This is a genomic window from Kribbella sp. NPDC049227 (assembly GCF_043197265.1).
GTDB lineage: Bacteria > Actinomycetota > Actinomycetes > Propionibacteriales > Kribbellaceae > Kribbella.
The window spans coordinates 656,559-674,737 of record NZ_JBICST010000001.1 but is presented as its reverse complement, the minus strand read 5'-3'; the positions used below and the strand labels follow the sequence as shown (position 1 = coordinate 674,737).

The window sequence follows — 18,179 nt, the reverse complement described above, 5'->3', positions numbered from 1 at the left end:
AACCGGCGCACGGCTACACTCCGGGATGGCTAGAACAGCGCTTCTTGTTGAGTGTCTGATCGTTGGGTGGTACGTCGGGGTGGGCGGCTGGGCTCGTGGGATCTGTGGCTCGACGTGCGGCCGAAGCCGTGTTTGTTGAGTAGGGGGCGGACCTTGGACTCGAAGGCGTTGCGGTAGCTGGGGGACGCGTTGGTGCCGTGGCCGTAGAGGGATTCGTAGCGGCCGACCAGCTCGGGATGCTCGCGCGCCAGCCAGCCCATGAACCATTCCTTCACACCTGGGCGGAGGTGGAGGACGAGCGGAGTGACGCCGGTCGCGCCGGCTGCGGAGAGCTCGGCGAACAGCTGATCCAATTGCTCGGACGAGTCCGTCAGCCACGGAAGCACCGGAGCCACCATCACGCCGCACGGTAGGCCAGCGTCGCGCACCGCACGGATGAGGTCGAGACGTCCGCGGACCGACGGTACGCCGGGCTCGAGCGTCTTCCGCAGCTCCTCGTCCAGCAGGGCAAGGGAGATCGCGACGCCGACGTGCACCTGCTCGGCGGCCGCTGTCAGGAGATCGAGGTCGCGCCGCAGCAGCGTGCCCTTGGTCAGCACGGACAGCGGCGTACCGGAACCTGCCAGCGCCTCGATGATCCCGGGCATCAGGCGATAGCGGCCCTCGGCGCGCTGGTACGGGTCGGTATTGGTGCCTAGGGCAACTGGCTCGTGGGTCCACGACGGTCGCGCGAGTTCACGCCGCAGTACGTCCGCGACGTTGGTCTTCACCACGATCTGCTGATCGAAGTCCTCGCCCTGGTCGAGCTCCAGATACTGGTGTGTCGGGCGGGCGAAGCAGTACCGGCAGGCGTGCGTGCAGCCGCGGTACGGGTTGATCGTCCAGTTGAACGGCAGCATCGTCCCCGGCACCGAGTTCAGCGCGGACCGCGCGAGCACCTCATGGAACGTGATCCCGCGGAACTCCGGCGTCGTCACCGACCGAACCAGACCCGCGATCGACCCGAGCCCCGGCAACGTCCCCGGAGTCTCCACATCGATTTGCTGACCTGCCCACCTCATGCACTACAGTCGAACACATGTTCGCCACGAAGTCCAACTCCCGCCCGGCCTCACCGCACCCGTCGGGTTGCGCTACTCGAGGCCGATCTCGCCCGGCGCGCTCTCGGCCAGCGCGACCACGGTCTCGGCGTTCGCCCGTACCTCGTCCCAGCGGCGCTGGAAGGTGCAGTAGGCGATGGCATCGAGACCGATATGGATGAGGTAGGCGTGCAACCGCTCGCGGAGATTGGCCGGGAGCGGTCCGGTGGCGCGCCAGTGGGCCAGCAGGGCGGCGTTGATGTCGATGGTTCGCCAGTCTGGGTACCACGGCCACCAGTAGATGAGCCAGGCGGCGTCGTAGAGGCTGTCGCCGTACATCGCGTTGCCCCAGTCCAGTACGGCGCTGACGTTGCCGTCGGCAACAAGCACGTTGCGGCTGAGCAGGTCGCCGTGGATCATCCGACGCTCGGCAGGCAGGTACGGCGCGAGCGCGGCGATCGCGGTCAGTCCGGCCTCGAATGGTCCCAGTCCGATGTCGGAGTCGGCCAGTGCCGCCCGCCAGCCAGGCACCCGTGCAGTCTCGGTGCCGATAGCCAGGAGTGCGTCCACCCAGGACGTGTACGGCGCTCGTCGGTCGGGTGTCCAGATGCCGTAGCCAGTCGTGCTGGTGAGGTCCATCCTGCCGATGTCGTCGATCGCGTTCAGCAGAGGCGGCAGTGCGTCGGTGGCGTCGTCGGCGGAGAGATCGTCGAAGGCCGTTCCGTGCGCACGTGCCGAGATCGCGTAGTGCCAGCCTTCGACCATGCCTCTCGTCAGCATGGCCGGAACGGGGAGATGGGGTCCGGCAAGACCCGCCGCGATCTCGTCCTTCGCGAAGTCCGTGCCGTGAGCACCTATGCGCAGGACCGCCTCCGCGCCGTCGAGGGACAACTCGAACGCCTGGGACCACTCGCCCGACGCCAGCGCGCGTGGCTCGGTCGCCCGCTCCCCGAAGGTCGTCCGCACCAAGCGCCGTGCGATCTCCGGCAACGCTGCGTTGGCTTCGGCGGACATCCCGAAAAGACTAGTGCCGCTACGGGAGGGTGAGGATTTCGGGGCCGTGGGCGGTGAGGGCCACGGTGTGTTCGGCGTGGGCTCCTCGGGTTCGGTCGGCGGAGCGGAGGGTCCAGCCGTCTTCGTCGATGACGTAGGTGGTGCCAGGGCCGGTCCAGAACCAGGGTTCGATGGCGAACACGTGGCCGGCGCGGAGTTTGAGGCCTCGGCCGGGTCGGCCGCCGTTGGGGATGTGCGGGTCTTCGTGCATGCGGCGGCCGATGCCGTGGCCGCCGAAGTCGAGGTTGGTGCCGAGGTTGGCGGCGCGGCCGATGCGGCCGATGGCGGCGCCGACGTCGCCGAGACGGTTGCCGGGGACTGCGGCGGCGATGCCGGCTGCGAGGGCCTGTTCGGTGGTGGCGATGAGTTCCAGGTCTTCGGGTCGCGGTGCGCCGACGCAGAAGCTGGTGGCCGAGTCAGCGCACCAGCCTTCGATCGAGGCGCCGCAGTCGACGTTCAGGAGGTCGCCGTCGGCGAGTTTCTGGTCGCTGGGGAGTCCGTGCAGCACCGCGTCGTTGACCGACGTACAGATGACGCCGCTGAACGGGCTGCCGGCGAACCCGGGCTGGTAGCCCTCGAACAGCGACACCGCTCCGGCGGACCGCAGTACGTCGCGTGCGACCTCGTCCAGCTCGCGCAGCGAGACCCCGACCGCGGCCTCCTTCTTCACCGCGGCGAGTGCGTTCGCAACGACTCGGCCGGCCGCGCGCATGTGCTCGATCTCCGCGGGTGTCTTCAGCTCGACCATCGGATGCTTCCTTCGTCTTCCCGGATAGTTATACCGGTACTATTATCACGCTTATGGTCCGACCACCTCTTTCCAGCTGGGATCGCGAACGCGGCCGGCAGCTCGGCCGCCTGCTCCGCGAAGCCCGGGGCGAGCGCAGCATGGTCGATGTCGCGGCGGCCTGTGGGGTCTCCGTCGATACTCTCCGCAAGATCGAGACCGGCCGCATCCCGACGCCGGCCCTCTTCACGGTCGCCGCCGTCGCGGCCACCCTCGACCTGTCGCTCGACGCCCTTGTCGGCGCCTGCCAGGACAACCCGGCGGCCGAGGCCGATCGCCCGGACAGCAACAACCTGATCGCCTAGAGCCACCGGCAGTTGGCGCCGGAGATGACGTAGAACACGATCGAGCCACCGCGGCAACCAAACCTGGGATGGAGGCGTCTCCTGTCCGACTGGGGTTGAGGGCTTGGGGGTTGCGATGGCGGTACGACGGCGGACGGTGCTCGGCGCGATGCTGGCCGGAGCCGGAGCGGTGGCAACAGCGGGCTGCATCGCCGATACGGCCGCGGACCCGGGCGACGGCACTGGCAACGGCCAAGACAACGGCAGCGGCAACGGCAACAGCAATGGCGTCGAAGCGCCGCCGCAGAAGGCGAAGCCGACCGACGGACCCGACCGGATCACCCTGGTCGCCACAGGCGACGTACTGCTGCACGAGCGCCTCTGGACGACCGCCCGCCGCGACGGCCGCGACGGCGCCTGGGACTTCGCCCCGCTGATGGGCAGCGTCAAGCCGCTCGTTCAACAGGCCGACATCGCGGTCGCACACCTCGAGACGCCACTGGCGCCACTAGGCGGCCCGTACCACGGCTACCCACTCTTCCAAGGCCCGCCACAGATGGCCGCCGCCCTCAAACAGACCGGGTACGACGTCTGCACCACGGCAAGCAATCACAGTTTCGACGGCGGTGCACCCGGCGTGGATCGCACCCTGAAGACGCTCGAGCAGGCCGGCCTCGAGCACTCCGGCACTGCCCGCAGCCGAGCCGAGGCCGAGACGCCCACGATCGTCGACGTACACGGGGTGAAGATCGCGTTCCTGAGCTTCACGTTCGGCTTCAACGGCCTGCCGTACCCGAACGGCGAGACCTGGCGGGCCGGCAAGATCAGCGTTCCCACGATCACACTGCGCGCTCAGGACGCCCGCGACCGCGGCGCCGAGATCGTCGTGGTCAGCTGCCACTGGGGCACGGAGTACTCGCCGAAGCTCAACGACCAGCAGCGTGAGGTCGCGCCGCAACTGCTTGCCGACAGCAACATCGACCTGCTGATCGGGCACCATGCCCATGTAGTGCAGCCGATGGAGCAGCACAACGGCAAGTGGGTCGCGTACGGCCTCGGCAACCTCGTCGCCGCGCATCGCGAACCCAACAGCACCAAGGCCGAAGGCCTCCTGGTCCGTTTCACCTTCACCCGCGACGGCGACGGCTGGAAGACCGACCAGGCCGAGTACGCGCCGTTGCTGATGACCGACGCGCTGCCCGTCCGCGTTCTCGACGTACGCCGTGAACTCGCCAAGGACGGTCTGACAGCAGCCCGCAGGGAGCGCCTCGAGCTGGCTGAGCGCCGTACGTCGGCGACTGTCCGATCACTCGGCACGAGCCCGAAAAGCCTATAAGACAACGATATTTCCATCTCTGTCGAAACGATTGCCTGCTCCGGAGGCGCTGGAATAGTGAGCGCCAACGGCCACCGCGCCTGGGTGGCTGGGAGGCGTTCGGATGAGTACCCGCCGAGCGCACGACCTCCGGAACGCGGGTACGACGGTCACTCAGGCGACCGTCGTACCCGCGCGGTGACGAAAATGCTTTGAGGGCTTGCGGTGCGACGGTCTATGGTCGGCCGCATGATTACGTACTTTGTGATGGTCCGTCGTGCCCGGCTCCGGGCAGGCGCGGGGTGCCTGGGGATGGCATCCGCTCGATAGTCGTTGGGCCCAACGGGTCGTGGACGCCGCCGGGGTGGAGCCCGGCGAACTCGTCCTCGATATCGGAGCAGGACTCGGTGCGCTGACCGCTCCGCTGGTCCGGGCCGGAGCCCGGGTGGTCGCTGTCGAACTCCACCCTGGCCGGGTCGACCGCTTGCGGCGGAGGTTCGCGGACGCACCGGTGACGGTGGTCCGGAACGATGCCGCTGATCTGCGGTTGCCGTCCCGGCCGTTCCGAGTGGTGTCGAGTCCGCCGTACAACGTCTCCACCGCACTGCTGAAGCGTTTGCTGGCGCCAGGATCCCGCCTGGTGTCGGCCGATCTCGTGCTGCAGCGGCAGGTGGCGAACCGGTGGATCCGCGGCGACGCACCGGGGGCGAACCGGTGGTTCCGGCACTACGACCTGTCGATCGGCTTACGCCTTCCCCGCAAGGCCTTCACCCCACCTCCGCATGTCGACTCCGCAGTACTGCTGCTGCGCAAACGGTAGAAAGGGCAGACCCCTTGCCGGTCAGAGGTGACCGGCAAGGGGTCTTTGCTGTCAGCAACTATCACCCGTGCCAGGAGGTCCACAGCGCCGCATACGAGCCCTGCCGGGCGACCAGTTCGTCGTGGCTGCCGAGCTCGCTGATGCGGCCGTCCTCGACCACCGCGACGCGGTCGGCGTCGTGCGCGGTGTAGAGGCGGTGAGCGATGGCGATCACCGTGCGGCCCTCGAGTACGGCGGCAAGCGAGCGCTCCATGTGCCGCGCGGCGCGTGGGTCGATCAACGACGTCGCCTCGTCCAGTACCAAGGTGTGCGGGTCCGCCAGCACCAACCGGGCCAGCGCCAACTGCTGCGCTTGCGCCGGCGTCAGCGCGAGCTGACCGGAGCCGACTCGCGTGTCCAGACCGTCCGGCAACGCATCCGCCCATTCCCGCGCGTCAACCGCGGCCAGAGCGTCCAGCAGGTCCCCGTCCGACGCGGCGGGGCGCGCCATCGACAGGTTGTCGCGTAGCGTCCCGACGAACACGTGGTGCTCCTGGGTGACCAGCGCGACCTGCTTGCGCAGCTCGTCCAGCGGCAGCTCGGTCATCCCGACGCCGCCGACCGTCACCGAACCCGTCCGTGGTGGATGGATGCCCGCGACCAGCCGGCCCAGCGTCGACTTCCCGGCACCGGACGGCCCGACCATGGCGATCCGCTCGCCGGGCTGGACCGTGAGATCGACACCGTGCAGTACGTCGCGGCCGTCGACGTACGAGAACCGTACGTCGCGCGCCTCGACCAGGTCACCGGACGGCATCCGGCCCGACGGCGTGCGGTCGTCCGGTACGTCGCTGATCCCCAGCAAGCGGGCGAACGCGGCACCACCGGACTGCAACTCGTCCAGCCAGGAGAGCAACCGGTCGACCGGATCGATCAGCTGGTTGACGTACAGCACCGCAGCCGTGACCGCACCCAGCGAGACGTGCCCGTTGAGGTGCAGCCAGCCGCCGAACAGCAGGGTCCCGACGACCGGCACAAGGTAACTGACCTCGGCGACCGGGAAGTAGACCGTCCGGAGGAACAGCGTGTACCGCTCGGCCAGGTAGGAGCCCCGGATGTCCGCATCGCCGCGGCGGACCCGTTCGTCGTACCGCTGCAGTGCCTCGACCGTCCGGGCGCCCTCGACCGTCTCGGCCAGCGAGCTGGTCATCTGCGCGTACGCCGCGTTCTCACGCAGGTATCCGTCTTTGGCGCGACGCAGATACCACCTCGTGCTGAGCCAGAGCAGCGGAGTCATCGCAAGCAGAGGCAGCAACACCCAGACGCCGACCAGCACCGTCGCCGCGACCGTGAACAGCACGGTGACGGACGCGATGATCGTCTCCGGTACGGCGAAGCGCACCGTCCGCGACAGCGTGTCGACGTCACGCGAGGTACGGGAGAGCAGGTCTCCCGTACCGGCCCGCTCGACCGTGCCGATCGGCAGCGCGAGCGCGTTGTCGACGAACTCCTCACGCAGCTCGGCCAGCACCTGCTCGCCGAGTGCGAACGACTTGAACCGGGCCCATCGGGTCAGCAGCGACTGCGCCACGATGAACACCGCGATCACCAGGATCACCTGATTGACCTTGGCCACGGTCGTGCCGTTCTGGACGTCCTCGACCAGGCCGCCGATCAGCCGCGGCGCGGCCAGACCGGTGATCGCCGCCAGCCCGTGCAGCACCAGCGCGACCGACAGGGTGCGCGGATGCCGCCGGGCCAGCCGGCGTGCGTGCCGACGGATCTCGGTCGGGCCCGCCACAGGCAGGATCTGCCTCATGTGAGCACCTCCTCCTCTTCCGTCTGCCTGGTCACTGTCCTGCGGTACTGCGGTTCGGTCGCGAGCAGCTCGCGGTGCTTGCCGGAAGCAACCACTCGGCCGGCGGCGACGAAGATGACCTCGTCGACGTGGTCCAGCAGCAACGGACTCGCGGTCAGCACGACCGTGCTGCGGCCGGCACGCTGCTCACGCAACCGCTCCGCGATCCGCGCCTCGGTGTGTGCGTCGACCGCGGACGTCGGCTCGACGAGCACCAGCACGGACGGGTCGGCCAGCAGCGCACGCACCAGCACCAGTCGCTGCCGCTGTCCACCGGAGAACGAACGGCCCTTCTCCTCGACCTCGGAGTCGAGCCCGTCGGACAGTGCGACCAGGACGTCCTCGGCGGACGCCGTCCGCATCGCCGCCATCACTTCCTCGTCGGTACGACGGTTGTCCGGGTCGAGCTCCTGGCGCAGTGTGCCGGTGAACAGCTGTGAGCCGGTGTCGCTGACAAGGATGCGCGCACGCACGTCCTCGCGCGTCGCACTGACCAGGGTGACCCCGCCGTACCGGACCTCGCTGGTGTCGTCGTACCGCCCGAGGCGGTCGGCCAGCTCGCCGTTGCTGTCCGCCTCGGCGGAGACGATCGCGGTGAGCAGGCCGTCGCGGGCGCGGATGCCGGACACCGGGTCGACCAAGTCGCCGTGGTCGGGCAGGTGCAACGCCGTCTTCGGCTCGGTGACGTCGGACTGCAGTTCCAGAACACGAATGACTCGCCCCGCCGCGACCAGACCGCGCATCAGCTGGTTGGCGAACTCGGTGGCGGTGCGCAGCGGCAGCACGAGGAACGTCGCATAGCCGTAGAAGGCGACCAGCGAGCCCGCACTGAGGTCGCCGCGCAGCGCGAAGTGCGCGCCGAGGCCGACCACGAGCACGACGAAGATGCCCGGCAGCAGAACCTGCGCGGCGTCCAGCACGGACTGGATCCGCGCGACCCGCACACCGGCCTGCCGGACCTGCTGCGACTCGACGCGATACCGGCGCGAGAAGGAGTCCTCGCCACCGATGCCGCGCAGCACCCGCAGACCGGCCACGATGTCGGAGCCCAGCGAGTTCAGCTCGCCGACCGCCTCGCGTTGCGCGGACTGCCGCTTGTGCAGCGGCCGCAGCATCGGGCCGAGGCAGAACAGCATCACCGGTACGCCGATCAGCACCACCAGGCCGAGCGTGGTCGACGAGGAGAGCAGGATCGACGCGACCACGACGAAGGCGACGATCGAGCCGGTGAAGCGGGCCGAGATCTCCATCAGGTTGCCGATGTAGGACAGGTCGCCGGCACCGATGCTGACCACCTCACCGGTGGCCAGATGCTTCGGCAGCGTCGCGCCGAGGTCGGCGGACTTCCGGGTGATCACCTGGACCGTGCGGTAGGCGGCGGTCAGCCAGTTCGTCACCGCGAACCGGTGCCGCATGATGCCGGCCAGCGCCTGCACCACGCCGACGACGAACAGCGCCGCGGTCCACTGCAGCAGCCGCTTGCCGTCGCCCGCCGCGATGCCCTCGTCGATCGCGAGCCCGAGGATCGCCGGGATGAACGCCTGCGCGCCCATCCAGAGAATGCCGAACGCCATCCCGCCCGCGAGCGTGCGGGACTGACCGCGCGCCACCCACAACAGATAGAGGGTCGGCGAGCGATGATCGGGGACGCCCGGATCGGCGACAGGAAGCTGTCTCATAGCGCTTTTCAGGCTAGGTGCCCCCACCGACAACCGCATGCGAATTAATCGCAGGTGAACCCCACCGGCGGCACCATCGGGGGATGCGAAAAGGAGCGGGTTGGTTGGCCGCGTACGGGGTTCTGTCGGTGGCTCATCTGATTGCGATCGCGGTGGATGAGACGTGGTCGATGGTGCTGACGAAGGTCGCGCTGATGCCGACCCTCGCGGTGTGGGTCCGCATGCAGGGTGGACCGGTCGCTCTGCTTGTCGCATTGGCCGCGTCACTCGCCGGTGACTTCCTTCTGCAGATCGATCAGTTGCTGCCAGGCATGGCGGCGTTCGGCGTCGCACATGTCTGCTACATCGTGCTGTTCACCCGCCGTACGACGCACCGGTCGCCTGTCGTGCTTGCGGCGTACAGCGTCTTCTGAGCCGGTGGTCCAGCACTAGCCCGCCGAAGTGGTGACGGTCGGTACAGTTTTCGTATCTGCCCGCGCATCAAAAGACCTTCACCTTGCGTTGGGCAACGAGTTCCCGACGGGCCATGTCCGCCGCCTGTCCTGGATTCATGCTGGTGATCGCGCATCGGGGAGCGAGTGGCTACCGCCCGGAACACACGCCGGCGGCGTACCGTCTGGCCGCGGCCCAAGGGGCCGACTATCTGGAACCCGACCTGGTCGCCACTCTCGACGGCGTCCTGGTCTGCCGGCACGAGAACGAGATCTCCGGTACGACGGACGTCGCGGACCACCCGGTGTTCGCGGACCGGAGGATCACCAAGATCGTCGACGGGACCGCCGTCACCGGCTGGTTCGTGGAGGACTTCACCTACGACGAGCTGCGGACACTGCGGACGCGGGAGCGGATGCCCGGGCTGCGCGCGGCCAACACGGCGTACGACGGGCACGAGGAGATCCCCACGTTCGACGACGTGGTGGCGCTGGCCCGGGAGGAGTCGCTCCGGTACGGACGGCCGATCGGCGTGATCCCGGAGATCAAGCACCCGGCGTACTTCCGGCGGCTCGGACTGCCGCTGGAGGAGCTGCTGACCGAGCGGATCCTGGCCCTGCGGCTGCGCGACGACGAGATCATGGTGCAGTCCTTCGAGCCGACCAGTCTGCGGCGGTTGTCGGTGATGACCCGGGTGCCGCTGGTGCAGCTGGTGGATGCCGACGGTGCCCCGAACGACTTCCGCCGTACCGGCGACGGCCGCACCTTCGCGGACCTGATCGAGCCGGCCGGGCTGCGCGAGGTGTCGACGTACGCGCAGGTGCTGGCGCCGCACAAGGACCTGGTCATCCCGCGCACCGCGGCCGGCAACCTGGGTGAGCCGACCCGACTGGTCGACCAGTCGCACCGCGTCGGCCTGAACGTCCAGATCTGGACCTTCCGCGCCGAACGCCGCTTCCTCCCCACGGCCCTCGACCTCCCCGCCGAACTCTGCCGCTTCGCCGCCCTGGGCATCCAAGGCGTCTTCGCCGACCACCCCGACATAGCCACCGCCACCCTCAAACAGTCCGCCCTGAACGTGTAGAGGGGTGGCGGCAGGGTGGAGGGGGTCACCCTGCCGCCTGTTCGGGGGTTAGTGGAGGTTGTAGGAGTTGGTGAGGGTCTGGGTGATGGTGTTGTTGTCGGTGTCGGTGGAGTGGATGCGCAGGGAGACGGACTGGCCCTTGTGGGGGTGGGTGTAGGTGGCCTGGTAGCGGCCGTTGTGGAGGTTGCGGATCGAGGTGGGTTGCCAGGTGGCGCCCTCGTCGGTGGAGAACTCGACGGTCAGGGAGCGGATCGGACCTGCGGTGGCGCCGGGCTGGTGGCCGACCGACAGGTTGAGCGAGACGCGCTGACCGAGGCGTGCGGTGTTCGCGAGGTCGAGAGCGGTGTGGCCGGAGCGGGCGTCGGTGACGTCGGTGTAGTCGACGTCGAGCAGCGGTAGGACCTTGCTGCCCGCCGCGACGGTGGTCGAGCCGAACGTCCACTCGGTGTGGGCGTTGGTCGTCAGTCCGACGACACTCCGGTCGTTGGCCACGTCGGACACGAGCCGATAGCGGCTGGAGGTTGCCGGGACCGGCACGTTGCCGACCGTGAAGCCGCTGTTGTAGACCTCGGTGTCGTCGGCGTACAGCGTGGTGTTCACCGAGGTACCAGGCAGCGACCGCGCCCAGTTCCCGGCGGCGTCGGTGAACGGCGCGTAGTCGAAGTCGATGACGTCGCCCCGACGGTTGGTCGTGCCCTGGCTGTCGTTCCGGGCGCCGGCCGCGACCCCAGGCGAGTAGGGCGCCTTGAGGAACTCCAGATCGGCGTGCTCTCCCCGGCGGTACGTCGGGAACTCCCGCGGCCGGACCAGGGTCTTCTTGGCGTAGAACTCCCAGGCCGTCGTCGCCTTCACGTCCCGGTCGGCCGTCACGTACTGGGTCCGCGTGTAACCGGTCGTCGGAACCCAGTCCCCGACGGGCGACGTGGAACAGCCGCAGGACGCGTCCGAGTGCTGGTTCAGGACCCAGCCGGCCCCCGCTTCGCCGGTCCCGGAGGAGTAGATCCGGGTCGTGACCGTCGCCAGGTCGGACGAGCGGTAGGACAGATCGCGCCCGACCTGACCCTTCTCGACGAAGCTCACGTCGTAGGCGTACGGCGAACGCGGAGTCTGGGTCAGCTCCATCCACGCCCGCGGGCTGCGGGCCTCGGACCGCAACTCGAGACCGTCGGACCGCGACAGCGCCATCGTCACGACCCCGGGACCGTAGAGGTGCGGAACCAGGTCTGCGTTGTGCACGGGGTAGACGGCCACAGAGACGGCTCCGGCGTCGGTCAACTGCTGGACCACCTCATCGACCGACCGGTCTTCGGGCTGCTGGATCAGCGCCACCGCCCCCGCCACCTGCTTCGGTTGGGCGTCGGCGTCGACCAGCCGGTACCGGCGCTTCCCGTCGGTGAGGGGACCTCCGGCGTACGACGCACTCACCCGCCCTCCACCGGACCGCGCCTGCAACAGCGGCACGCCGGAGTCCCACGTCGTCATGACCGAGAAGCCCGCATCCGTGACCCGCTCGGTCGGCGACATGGACAGCCGCAGCGGCGTGCCCGTGGTCAGGTCGGTCGTCCACTCGTCGTAGATCGCGTGGGTGTCGCCCGGATCGCCCCGGTTCCACCGCACCGAGACGGAGTGCGGTGCCGACGGCTTCGGGGTCGTCAGAGTCATCGGCCGCGCAGTGCGGGCATCGAGCGTGACGGTGTAGTTCGGCGCGTGGGCGGACATCTTGGGCAGTCCGACGATACTGATCTCTGACGTCGTGTCGCCGGAGCCGTCCGGGGTGGTGATGAGGCCGAAGACGTTGTAGTTGCCCTCAGGCAGCCGCAGCGTCCACTCCTTCTGGTTCGGTGAGAACAGGAGATCCTCCGGGTAGTACCGTCCGTCGGACTCCTGGTACGGCGCGATGCGGGCCCGGCCGCTGGCCGGCTTGCCGTTCCGGTCGAGCAGACGGATGGTCACATCGACCGTGTCGTCCTGTTTGACGAAGCCGACGGTCGTTGCGAGCTCCACACCGGGACCGGTCGCGGTGACCCGTCCGCTGTAGTCGTCGGCCGCCAGTGCGGTCGCATCCAGCGTCAGCGTGACGTCGGCCGATGCGCCTGCCGCGATGGTGGTCGTGGCCGGTGTGACAGTCACGCCGGCCAGGTCGGCGGCCAGATCGAGGGTCACCGCAGTCTCTGAGTGGTTCTGATAGGTCAGGGTCTTCTGCTGCCGCAGTTGGTCGGCGCGGTAGGGCCGAGTGATGTGCCCGAAGCTCACCACGCCTTGGTCGACACTGATCTGCTGGGCGGTGGCACGAGCGACGTCGACCGCTCCTGCGCCGACGGTGAAGGCCGTGCTGCGCTCGACCGGATCGGCGCTGGAGGCAAGAGTTGCCTTGAGCAAGCCCGGCGACCACTCCGGGTGCTCCTGGTGAAGGACGGCAGCCGCACCGGCGGCGTACGCAGCAGAGGCAGAGGTGCTGGCAGCAGACGCGTACCCGCCACCCGGGTAGGCGCCGATGACGCCGAACGCCGGTGCGACGAGCTCAGGCTTGATGGCCCCGCGGTCCGCCATGACGCCGTGCCTCGCCTGGTCCCACCAGTTGCCACGGTTGGTGCCACCGACGGTGAGGGCGGCTGGAGCCGCGCCGGGTGCGACCACGTTCGTCGTACCTGGTTCGGCATAGCCTTTGGAGCTCGTCGGTACGACGAACAGGGCGTCGGACTGCCGGCCGAGGTCGTCGACCGCCTGGGTCAGCGGATCCTCGCCACGGGTGATGCTGCCGGCGATGTTGACGTCGATGACGTCAGCCCCCGAGTCCACCGCCCACTGCAACCCGGCGATGGCCCAGGACTCGTAGCCGGCACCGCTGTCGTCGAAGACCTTGCCGACCGCGAGGTGAGCGCCCGGGGCGGCACCGGCGTACTGTCCGTCGGACGCGGCGCCGCTGCCGGCGGCGAGCGACGCGGAGTGTGTGCCACTGCCGAACCGATCGGTGGTGTCGTTGCCGCCGGTGAAGTCGCGGGTCAGGTCGATCCGGCCGGCGAAGTCCGGGTGAGACGCGTCGATGCCGGTGTCCAGGACCGCGATCAGCGAACCCGTTCCGTCGTACGCGCCGGTGGTCTTCGTTGCGGCAGAGTCCTTGGTGCCTTTGGTGAGCTGCGTGCCGACCGGCCGCGTGCGGGCGTCCAGCCACACCTTCTCGACGTCGGGCCGCTTCTGGATGTCGGTGAGGAAGCCGGCCTTGGCGTCCTTCGGCTGGCTGACGGCCTTGAAGGTCGCGCCGGTGCGGTACGAGACAATCAGCGGAAGCGTGCTCCGGTCGTTGTCGCCGTACCCCTGGCGCACGAGGGCGCTGACGTTGAAGAGCCGCCGGTCGAGTCTGCCGGCGGCCATCAGGTCCAGCGCCGAGGCCGGCTCGACGTACACGTCGCCGTCCTGGAGATAGGTGTGGGTGCCGGCGTTGGAGCTGCCGGGCGCGGTGGCGACGACAGTGGCTTGCTGCTTGCCGTCTGCCAGGGTCTCCAGGCGTACGACGTCACCGGTCACGAGTGTGACCAGGTCAGTCCTGGTGACTGCGGCTGACTGTTCGTGCGCGGCGGTGGACGCGGCCGCGGCGCTGCCGGTTGCTGTCACTGGCGCGAGGGCCAGTGATCCGGCGAGGGCGAGGGCGGGAAGTAGTCGTGGGAGCACGCTTTGGAACGTAAGGAGCCCGGAGGGACACCGGCAATCGATCCGGCTGGCGAGAACTCGTCATGACGGGTGTCGGTCGCCGATGCAGGGCGGCAGGGTGACGGTGGTTGTGGTCACCCTGCCGCGCTGCGTCCGGGGGTGGCTGCGCCGGGGTACGGCGCAGGGGTGGTCACGCCGCCGGGGGCTTGCTGTTGTTGTCGTCGTAGATGCGGGAGGCGATGTCGGCCTCCGGGGAGCTGGGCTGGTTCACGGACTGCTGGACGTTCTGCCAGACCGCCTTGCCGTCGGCCTCGGGGATCACGATCCACGCGACCGCGTAGCCGAGCAGCGCGGTACCGCCGGTGATCACGGTCAGGCCGACGATGGCGAGACGGACCAGGGTCACGTCGATGTTGAAGTACTCCGCGAGTCCGCCGGAGACACCCGACAGCATCCGCTGGGACTGGGACCGGCGGAGGACCTTGCCGGAGAGGTTCTGGAACGGTGCGTTGGAGTTCGTCATGGCTCTACTCTCCCGCCCGGAGGCGGTCCGCCACATCAGGATCGGTACCGACCTGACCCCTGGCCTGACCCCGGTGTCCCTGATCCGGCGGCCCTTACCACTTTCGGCCCGGATCAGCAGACGTTCGGACTGTCGGTGGCCGCATTTACCGTCGGGGGATGGACGCGCAGACGGTGCTGAAGGTGATGCAGGGGTTGCCGGGGACCGAGGAGCACGAGGGCTGGGCCGGCCAACCGGCCTTCAAGGTCCGCAAGAAGGGTTTCGCCTACATGTCCGAGGACGAGAGCAGGCTGATGCTCAAGGCGCTCCGCGAGGAGCAGCAGGCGCTGGTCGCGGAGAGCCCAGAGGTCTACTCACCTTCCTGGGAGGGCGGCCGGTTCGCCTGGCTGGAGATCGACCTGGCCGCGGCTGACGCCGACGAGGTGCAGGAGTTGATCACCGAGGCCTGGCGCCTGACCGCACCGAAGTTCCTGGTCGCCCAACTCGAGTCCTAGGCCGCCAGCACTCCGGCCAGGTCCTTGAACCACTCCCGCGGCCGCAGACCGCTCACGGCCTGCCCGCCGACGATCCAGGTCGGCGTACCCATCACGCCGTACTCAGCGGCGCGCTGCTCCGACCGTGTCAGAGCGTCGTACGCCGTTCCGTCGGTGAGAGCTGCGCGGAGTCGGGCAGCGTCACCGCCGGCTGCCTCGGCCAGGGTGCTCAGCAGGTCCACGGACTCGATGTCGAGCTGCTCGGCGAAGTACGCGGCGAAGACCGAGGTGGCGAACCGCTCGGCGACCTCGGAGTCGACGCTGTTCAGCCACTCGAAGGCAGCCAGTGCAGTGCGGGTGTGCGGCATCCGGTCCGACCAGTGCAGTGGCAGACCGGCCTCCTCAGCCTGCTGGGCGAGGAAGTCGTACGTCGGTCCGACGCGCGGTCCGGCCGGTGTACCGCCCGGCGGGATCTCCGGGTGGATCCGCATGCCGTGCTCGACGACCTCGATCCCGTGCTCCCGTAGTACCCGGTTGCGGTCCTGCGCGACGTAACAGAAGGGACAGACGAAGTCGAACCAGTGCTCGACGGACATCTCAACTCCTCAAGTCTTCAATTATCTACGCCTCCCATAACACCGTGGACAGCGCGTTCAGTCCCGCCGAGGAGCTTGCGGACCAGGACCCACTGCGGGCTGGTGCGGCTGACCTCGGTGAAGCCGGCGTCCAGGAAGACCGACAGCGGGCCGCGGTACAGATCCGCCGACGGAGTGCGACCGGCCAGTGCGGTGTCGACCGCGCAGCCCTCCACGGACGGAGCGTCGTACTCGCGGGCCATGGCGACGGCACCGGCGGCCAGTTCACCCGCAACGCCCTTCCGGCGCTTCCCGACCGGTACGACGAAGCAGGTGATCACCCACGAGTCGGGGTGGTCGGTGCGCCAGTGGGGTGAGGCCAGGACCCGTGGGTACGACGTACGTGGGGCGACCGCGCACCAGCCGATCGGCGTATCGCCGTCGTACGCAAGGACTCCGGGTGGTCGCTCACCGTGACACACCTGGGAGCGCAAGGCCTGACGATTGTCGTCCGGGGTAGCGTCGGACCAGGCGCGGCCGCGGAGGCGGAAATATTGGCACAGGCAGCGCGACGGATCGCCGCGCTCACCCATCACCGCTGCCACGTCCCGCCACGAGTCCGGCCCCGCCGGTCGCACCTCCACCATGCGCTCACGGTAGCGAGGGCTGGCTTGCACTCGTTTGGGGCGAGTGCTAATACTTGGTTAGCACTCCATGGGTGAGAGTGATAAGACTCGTGCTCATGGAGTGGGACAGAAGACGGCCTCGATGAGGTGCTGGGACTGTGGCGGGACGTGACCGCCGCGCTGCCGGCGCCGTCCGTCGCGGGCATCCGGCCGGCTGAACCACCAAGACTCGACGCGGGAGGACTCGCGGAGAATGCCCAAGCTGATTTCTTTCAACGAAGAGGCGCGCCGCGGCCTCGAGCGGGGTATGAACACCCTCGCCGATGCCGTCAAGGTGACGCTTGGCCCGAAGGGCCGCAACGTCGTCCTGGAGAAGAAGTGGGGCGCCCCCACGATCACCAACGACGGTGTCTCCATCGCCAAGGAGATCGAGCTCGAGGACCCGTACGAGAAGATCGGGGCCGAGCTCGTCAAGGAAGTTGCCAAGAAGACCGACGACGTCGCGGGTGACGGCACTACCACCGCCACCGTGCTGGCTCAGGCTCTCGTCCGCGAGGGACTGCGCAACGTCGCCGCCGGCGCCAACCCGATGGGCCTGAAGAAGGGCATCGAGAAGGCGACCGAGGCGGTCAGCGAGCAGCTGCTCAAGCTGGCCAAGGACGTCGAGACCCGCGAGCAGATCGCGTCGACCGCGTCCATCTCGGCCGCTGACAACCAGGTCGGCCAGATCATCGCCGAGGCGATGGACAAGGTCGGCAAGGAAGGCGTCATCACCGTCGAGGAGAGCAACACCTTCGGCCTCGAGCTCGAGCTCACCGAGGGCATGCGCTTCGACAAGGGCTACATCTCGCCGTACTTCGTGACTGACACGGAGCGGATGGAAGCGGTCCTCGACGACCCGTACATCCTGATCGTCAACAGCAAGATCTCGAGCATCAAGGACCTGGTCCCGGTGCTGGAGAAGGTCATGCAGACCGGCAAGTCCCTGGCCATCATCGCCGAGGACATCGAGGGCGAGGCCCTGGCCACCCTGGTCGTCAACAAGATCAAGGGCACCTTCAAGGCCGTCGCCGTCAAGGCGCCGGGCTTCGGTGACCGCCGCAAGGCCATGCTGGTCGACATCGCCGTGCTCACCGGCGGCGAGGTCATCTCCGAGGAGGTCGGCCTCAAGCTCGACTCCGTCGACCTGGAGCTGCTCGGCCAGGCCCGCAAGATCGTCGTCACCAAGGACGAGACGACCATCGTCGAGGGCGAGGGTGACGCCGACCAGATCTCCGGCCGGGTGAACCAGATCCGCGCCGAGATCGAGAAGTCGGACTCCGACTACGACCGCGAGAAGCTGCAGGAGCGGCTGGCCAAGCTGGCCGGTGGCGTTGCGGTGATCAAGGTCGGCGCGGCCACCGAGGTCGAGCTGAAGGAGCGCAAGCACCGCATCGAGGACGCCGTTCGCAACGCGAAGGCGGCCGTCGAGGAGGGCATCGTCGCCGGTGGTGGCGTGGCTCTGCTGCAGGCGTCCGTGGCGGCGTTCGAGAAGCTGGAGCTCGAGGGTGACGAGGCGACCGGAGCGCAGATCGTGCGCCACGCCGTCGAGGCCCCGCTGAAGCAGATCGCGATCAACGCCGGCCTCGAGGGCGGCGTCGTGGTGGAGAAGGTCCGCAACCTCCCGACCGGACACGGCCTGAACGCCGCGACCGGCGAGTATGTCGACCTGATCGCGACCGGCATCATCGACCCGGCCAAGGTGACCCGCTCGGCGCTGCAGAACGCGGCGTCGATCGCGGCCCTGTTCCTCACCACCGAGGCCGTCATCGCCGACAAGCCGGAGAAGGCCTCGGCCGCTCCGGGTGGCGCGCCCGACATGGGCGGCATGGACTTCTGAGCTAGGAAGTCCGACAGCACACAGCAGGACAAAAGCGGTCCCGGGTCCCCACCCGGGACCGCTTTCCGTTGTAGGTGGGGGTTGT

16 protein-coding genes are annotated in these 18,179 nt (G+C 68.6%); 7 read left to right on the top strand and 9 right to left on the bottom strand.

Features of this window, described 5'->3' with window-relative positions; translation table 11 throughout:
• Positions 1-29: 29 nt before the first annotated feature.
• The 3 genes from ACGFH6_RS03400 to map form a co-directional block, all read right to left on the bottom strand.
• Positions 30-1,061 carry an Rv2578c family radical SAM protein gene (locus ACGFH6_RS03400; RefSeq protein WP_393380103.1) on the bottom strand — a complete coding sequence of 344 codons (1,032 nt, stop codon included), beginning with the start codon at positions 1,059-1,061 and terminating at the stop codon, positions 30-32.
• 72 nt (positions 1,062-1,133) lie between these two features.
• Entirely contained in the window at positions 1,134-2,093 is a 960-nt protein-coding gene (locus ACGFH6_RS03395) for an aminoglycoside phosphotransferase family protein (protein ID WP_393380101.1), read from the bottom strand.
• A gap of 19 nt (positions 2,094-2,112) precedes the next feature.
• On the bottom strand, positions 2,113-2,880 hold the full coding sequence (gene map / locus ACGFH6_RS03390; protein ID WP_393380099.1) for a type I methionyl aminopeptidase: 768 nt from the start codon (positions 2,878-2,880) through the stop codon (positions 2,113-2,115).
• A gap of 53 nt (positions 2,881-2,933) precedes the next feature.
• On the opposite strand from map, the gene ACGFH6_RS03385 reads away from it, so the two are divergent.
• From ACGFH6_RS03385 to ACGFH6_RS03375, 3 genes are all read left to right on the top strand, one after another.
• A complete protein-coding gene (locus ACGFH6_RS03385) occupies positions 2,934-3,224 on the top strand; it encodes a helix-turn-helix domain-containing protein (RefSeq protein WP_393380098.1) in 291 nt (96 codons plus the stop codon).
• A 115-nt stretch (positions 3,225-3,339) separates the two neighbouring features.
• Positions 3,340-4,539, top strand: a complete 1,200-nt coding sequence (locus tag ACGFH6_RS03380; protein ID WP_393380097.1) for a CapA family protein — start codon at positions 3,340-3,342, stop codon at positions 4,537-4,539.
• Positions 4,540-4,795: 256 nt separating this feature from the next.
• Positions 4,796-5,338, top strand: coding sequence for an rRNA adenine N(6)-methyltransferase family protein (locus tag ACGFH6_RS03375; RefSeq protein WP_393380095.1), 543 nt, complete (start codon positions 4,796-4,798; stop codon positions 5,336-5,338).
• A 61-nt stretch (positions 5,339-5,399) separates the two neighbouring features.
• On the opposite strand, the gene ACGFH6_RS03370 is transcribed toward ACGFH6_RS03375, so the two are convergent.
• Positions 5,400-7,136 carry an ABC transporter ATP-binding protein gene (locus ACGFH6_RS03370; protein WP_393380093.1) on the bottom strand — a complete coding sequence of 579 codons (1,737 nt, stop codon included), beginning with the start codon at positions 7,134-7,136 and terminating at the stop codon, positions 5,400-5,402.
• Positions 7,133-8,854: an ABC transporter ATP-binding protein gene (locus tag ACGFH6_RS03365; RefSeq protein ID WP_393380091.1), complete on the bottom strand. Its 1,722-nt coding sequence runs from the start codon at positions 8,852-8,854 to the stop codon at positions 7,133-7,135. Before ACGFH6_RS03365 ends, ACGFH6_RS03370 begins: the two co-directional genes overlap by 4 nt.
• A gap of 128 nt (positions 8,855-8,982) precedes the next feature.
• Between ACGFH6_RS03365 and ACGFH6_RS03360 the strand changes: the two genes are divergently transcribed.
• Together ACGFH6_RS03360 and ACGFH6_RS03355 are read left to right on the top strand one after the other, a co-directional pair.
• On the top strand, positions 8,983-9,267 hold the full coding sequence (locus ACGFH6_RS03360) for a lysoplasmalogenase family protein (protein WP_393380089.1): 285 nt from the start codon (positions 8,983-8,985) through the stop codon (positions 9,265-9,267).
• Positions 9,268-9,404: 137 nt separating this feature from the next.
• Positions 9,405-10,370, top strand: a complete 966-nt coding sequence (locus ACGFH6_RS03355; protein WP_393380088.1) for a glycerophosphodiester phosphodiesterase family protein — start codon at positions 9,405-9,407, stop codon at positions 10,368-10,370.
• A 48-nt stretch (positions 10,371-10,418) separates the two neighbouring features.
• On the opposite strand, the gene ACGFH6_RS03350 is transcribed toward ACGFH6_RS03355, so the two are convergent.
• Together ACGFH6_RS03350 and ACGFH6_RS03345 are read right to left on the bottom strand one after the other, a co-directional pair.
• The gene (locus ACGFH6_RS03350; RefSeq protein WP_393380086.1) at positions 10,419-14,039 is read right to left on the bottom strand and encodes a S8 family serine peptidase; all 3,621 of its coding nucleotides are present in this window, start codon (positions 14,037-14,039) and stop codon (positions 10,419-10,421) included.
• Positions 14,040-14,208: 169 nt separating this feature from the next.
• Complete coding sequence (locus ACGFH6_RS03345) at positions 14,209-14,541, bottom strand: PspC domain-containing protein (RefSeq protein ID WP_393380085.1); 333 nt, start codon at positions 14,539-14,541, stop codon at positions 14,209-14,211.
• A 158-nt stretch (positions 14,542-14,699) separates the two neighbouring features.
• Between ACGFH6_RS03345 and ACGFH6_RS03340 the strand changes: the two genes are divergently transcribed.
• On the top strand, positions 14,700-15,035 hold the full coding sequence (locus ACGFH6_RS03340; RefSeq protein ID WP_393380084.1) for an MmcQ/YjbR family DNA-binding protein: 336 nt from the start codon (positions 14,700-14,702) through the stop codon (positions 15,033-15,035).
• On the opposite strand, the gene ACGFH6_RS03335 is transcribed toward ACGFH6_RS03340, so the two are convergent.
• Together ACGFH6_RS03335 and ACGFH6_RS03330 are read right to left on the bottom strand one after the other, a co-directional pair.
• Positions 15,032-15,610 carry a DsbA family protein gene (locus ACGFH6_RS03335; RefSeq protein ID WP_393380082.1) on the bottom strand — a complete coding sequence of 193 codons (579 nt, stop codon included), beginning with the start codon at positions 15,608-15,610 and terminating at the stop codon, positions 15,032-15,034. The two genes, ACGFH6_RS03340 and ACGFH6_RS03335, sit on opposite strands and share 4 nt — an antisense overlap.
• 17 nt (positions 15,611-15,627) lie before the next feature.
• Positions 15,628-16,236, bottom strand: a complete 609-nt coding sequence (locus ACGFH6_RS03330; RefSeq protein WP_393380080.1) for a GNAT family N-acetyltransferase — start codon at positions 16,234-16,236, stop codon at positions 15,628-15,630.
• A 232-nt stretch (positions 16,237-16,468) separates the two neighbouring features.
• Between ACGFH6_RS03330 and groL the strand changes: the two genes are divergently transcribed.
• On the top strand, positions 16,469-18,094 hold the full coding sequence (gene groL, locus ACGFH6_RS03325; RefSeq protein ID WP_393380079.1) for a chaperonin GroEL: 1,626 nt from the start codon (positions 16,469-16,471) through the stop codon (positions 18,092-18,094).
• Positions 18,095-18,179: the final 85 nt, after the last annotated feature.